The sequence below is a fragment of the Moorena sp. SIO3I6 genome, from assembly GCF_010672095.1.
Window position 1 is genome coordinate 1 of the sequence record NZ_JAAHHU010000381.1, and the last position, 4,081, is coordinate 4,081.

Consider the following 4,081-nt stretch of genomic DNA (forward strand, 5'->3'; position numbering starts at 1 on the left):
TTCTGCAATCGTGCCAAAGTTGGACAACGAGTTATCACAGTTTGGGGTTACGTTCCCGTCTAGAAGCATCAGTGGTACAAGTGACCAATGTATCTAAACTGGAACGGTGCTACAATGCTGCCCAAGTATTAGGCGATCGCTTAAATGCTTGGCTATCCTCAGAGCCATTTCGACCGATTAAGGAGAAATTACTCGAACAACTATTACCCTCGGATGAAATTCGTCTCATTATTCAAACCGAGAACAGTTGTTTACGGCGACTGCCCTGGCATCTGTGGGATTTTTGGGAACGCTATTCCAAGGCAGAAATTGCTTTAAGTGCCTTAAAGTTTGAACCAGTCACTCTAAATCCCAAGCCCCACGCCAAGGTGAGAATTTTAGCAATTATTGGCAATAGTTTTGGTATTGATACCGAAGCAGATCAGAAGTTGCTAGAGGAATTACCTGATGCTCAGATCAAGTTTCTCATAGAACCCAAGCGCCAGCAAGTCCATGAAGCCCTTTGGGAGCAATGCTGGGATATCCTCTTTTTTGCTGGTCATAGTTCCAGTCAAAACAATGATGAAACGGGTCACATTTATATTAATAAAACCGATAGTTTAACCATTAATCAGTTAAAGTTTGGCTTAAAAAGAGCAATTGGAAAAGGCTTAAAAATAGCGATTTTTAATTCTTGTGATGGCTTGGGTTTAGCCTCAAATCTGGCTAATTTACAGATTCCCCAAATTGTTGTGATGCGAGAACCGGTACCTGACCGGGTTTCACAGGAATTTTTGAAATATTTTTTAACCGCTTTTGCTCGGGGGCAGTCCTTCTATTTAGCAGTGCGGGAAGCTAGGGAACGATTACAAGGGATAGAAGATGAGTTTCCTTGTGCAACTTGGTTACCGATAATTTGTCAGAATCCCGCCGCCCCGCCACCGACTTGGAAAGGGTTGATAGATAACCCTGTCCCACCTCCACCTATACCTCCACCTCCACCTCCACCTGTACGTCCTAAGCTGAGCTTGCTCCAGGTATTAGTGAGCAGTTTAGTAATTACATGCTTCTTGATAGTTATACAGCAGCTCAGTTTACTCCAAGGTTTGGAATTGAAAGCCTTCGACCACCTGATTAATAGAAGACCAGCGGAGTTTCCTGATTCCCGTATTATAGTGGTAGAGGTTACTGAAGAAGATATTAAAGCTCAGCAGTCGGATTTAAGACCAGGTACCTCCTTATCAGACCGATCACTCAAACAACTATTAGAAATACTTAATTCCTCTCAAGCCAAAGTAATTGGCCTAGATATTCATCGTGATTTTCCTGTAGCCCCAGACTACCAAGATTTGGGAACGCTCCTAGAGCAAACCGAGAATTTAGTTACGGTCTGCAAAGCCAGTAACGAAGAGGATCAAGGAATTTCACCGCCCCCAGAAGTTCCGAAACAAAACTTGGCCTTTAGTGATGTTGTAGGTGACCCAGACGGGGTGATCCGTCGCCATCTGTTGGCCTTTAACCCTGATCCCACATCAGTTTGTAGTGCTTCCTATGCTCTGAGTACCCAGTTGGCCATGCGGTATCTAGTGGCAGAGGAAATATCTCCCACCTACACAGATCAAGGATATTTACAGCTAGGTGATGTAGTCTTTACACCCTTAACCCATCATACTGGCAGTTATCATAACCTGGATGCCTGGGGACACCAAATCATGCTGAATTACCGTTTTCACCAATCTCCAGAAGATTTTGTGCCCCAAGTCACTCTCTCTCAAGTTCTAAACGGTAAGATCAATGGTGATGCCTTCAAGGGAAGAATTGTTCTGATTGGCGTTACTGCTCCCAGCCGTGAGGATTATTTTTTTACACCCTATAGTAAAGGTAATGAAATAGAGGATCAAACACCAGGAGTGATTCTCCATGCCCACATGGTAAGTCAGATTATAAGTGCTGTTTTAGATCAGCGACCCCTGATACGGGATTGGCCTACATGGCGTGAAGTAGTGTGGATTTGGGGTTGGTGCCTAACGGCTGGTATGGTGTGTTGGCGCTGTAAATCCTCCCTACGTTTGGGTGTGTTGCTGTTGGCTCTATCGATTCTCTACGGCTCCTGCTTAGGTCTTTTGAAACAAGGGTATTGGGTACCATTAGTCCCCTCAGCATTGGCTGTGGTGGTTATTGGTGGTTTTATTGTTCTGTATGATCAACCCTCACCACATCGTCTAAAAGTGGTGAAGTAATCTTAGAATTAAGAATTAAGAATTAAGAATTAAGAATTAAGAATTAAGAATTAAGAATTAAGAATTTAGAATTAAGAATTAAGTAAGCCTGTTTCTTATACTGATCAGGTATATTCAAGTTTCTTAACCCGATTCCCGACTCCCGACTCCCGACTCCCGACTCCCGACTCCCCGACTCCCGACTCCCGACTCCCGATTCCCGATTCCCGACTCCCCTACTGCTATGGAACTGCAAGCATTACCCGTAACCTACACTGACATAGAAGCTGCCGCCAAACGCCTATCGGGGAATGCCCATCAAACCCCAGTCCATACCTCCAGAACGGTCAACCAGCTCACCAATGCTCAAGTCTTCTTTAAATGCGAAAACTTCCAACGTATTGGTGCCTTTAAGTTTCGAGGGGCTTATAACGCTCTGTCACAACTATCTGAAGCACAAAAACAGCGAGGGGTTCTCACCTTTTCTTCTGGTAATCATGGCCAAGCGATCGCATTATCTGGCACTATCCTCGGTATCCCCACCACTGTAGTCATGCCCAAAGATGCCCCAGCGGTCAAGCAAGCCGCTACCCGTGGCTATGGTGCTGAAGTAATTTTATATGATCGCGCTGAATTGAGAAGGGAAGCATTAGCCGAAGAGTTATCACGCGATCGCAAACTCACCATCATTCCTCCCTACGATCACCCCCACATTATTGCTGGACAAGGTACTACTGCCAAAGAACTCCTAGAACAAGTCGGTTCACTGGATCTGTTACTGGTGTGTTGTGGTGGTGGTGGCTTACTCTCAGGATGTGCGATCGCAACCAAAACCCTATGTCCTAATTGCCGTGTGATTGGTGTAGAACCAGCACAGGCCGATGATGCCACCCGTTCCTTCCATAGCAAAATCCTCCAAACTGTTGACAATCCCAACACTATTGCTGACGGAGCCAGAACTCCCAGCCTCGGCAAACTTACCTTTCCCCTAGTCCTTCATTACGTTGATGACATGGTAACTGTATCGGAAGCTGCGATTATCCGTACCATGTTTTTCCTCTGGGAACGGCTAAAAATTGTAGTTGAGCCCACTGGTGCCTTAGCTGCTGCTGCCCTACTTGAAGGGATTATTAAAATGCCCAATGCTCGGATTGGTGTCATTATCAGTGGTGGCAATGTCGATTTGAAACAAATTGGTCAATTGACGTAAGCATTCAGCGGTCAGCGGTCAGCGGTCAGTGCTCAGCGGTCAGTCTTTGGATGAAAGCTGATCACTGATAGCTGATAGCTGATAGCTGATAGTATTTGTAGGATGGTACGAAGTATCCACCCTAGGCGATCGCGTTTTGGTTAGAATTGAAAGATATTGTAATAAGGAGTGGGATTGCTTGTGTGTATTATAGAAGTTGCGCTCGCCACTCAAACTTCAGCAACCTTTAACAAATGCCACAAATTGTCTGGTCAAATTATCTGCAGTATCGAGCCGAACTAAGGGGATTTGACCTAGCTAAGATCGAGGAAATCCTGAGATTTTCTGGAGAGAGATATTATGATACCGTCACAGGCAGACAAATCGCAGTTGGCAAGCACGACAATCAGTTAGTCATAATCCCTTATGAACGCAGTGGTGATTTGATAACTCCAGTAACCATCCATAGTACCACCCGTCAACAACTACGATTCCGCTTAAGAACTGGGAGATTTACCATTAATGAATAACTTAATTAATAAGGCCAAGATGACATACTTTGAACAAGAGGATATCCTTCACCTTACCCTGTCTGATGAACCAGAAGCAGGTAGTGTCGAAATTAGTCCTAACATTACCGCCGAACTCAATGAAGCAGGAGAATTAATTGGAATAGAGATTATCCAAGCAAGTT

At 44.7% G+C, this 4,081-nt stretch carries 5 protein-coding genes; 4 read left to right on the forward strand and 1 reads right to left on the reverse strand.

All coding sequences use genetic code 11. The features are described from left to right. The coding region (locus F6K49_RS36425) for a CHASE2 domain-containing protein (RefSeq protein ID WP_293104671.1) at positions 1 to 2,219 on the forward strand (2,219 nt) is incomplete at its 5' end. A gap of 43 nt (positions 2,220 to 2,262) precedes the next feature. Here F6K49_RS36425 and F6K49_RS36430 read toward each other — a convergent pair. Beyond that, positions 2,263 to 2,454 carry a hypothetical protein gene (locus tag F6K49_RS36430; protein ID WP_293104676.1) on the reverse strand — a complete coding sequence of 64 codons (192 nt, stop codon included), beginning with the start codon at positions 2,452 to 2,454 and terminating at the stop codon, positions 2,263 to 2,265. Between F6K49_RS36430 and F6K49_RS36435 the strand changes: the two genes are divergently transcribed. The 3 genes from F6K49_RS36435 to F6K49_RS36445 form a co-directional block, all read left to right on the forward strand. Further along, positions 2,443 to 3,408, forward strand: coding sequence for a threo-3-hydroxy-L-aspartate ammonia-lyase (locus F6K49_RS36435; protein WP_293104681.1), 966 nt, complete (start codon positions 2,443 to 2,445; stop codon positions 3,406 to 3,408). The two genes, F6K49_RS36430 and F6K49_RS36435, sit on opposite strands and share 12 nt — an antisense overlap. 233 nt (positions 3,409 to 3,641) lie before the next feature. Beyond that, positions 3,642 to 3,917 carry a hypothetical protein gene (locus tag F6K49_RS36440; RefSeq protein WP_287253212.1) on the forward strand — a complete coding sequence of 92 codons (276 nt, stop codon included), beginning with the start codon at positions 3,642 to 3,644 and terminating at the stop codon, positions 3,915 to 3,917. A 19-nt stretch (positions 3,918 to 3,936) separates the two neighbouring features. Next, a partial coding sequence (locus F6K49_RS36445; RefSeq protein WP_293104693.1) for a DUF2283 domain-containing protein occupies positions 3,937 to 4,081 on the forward strand: 145 nt, incomplete at its 3' end.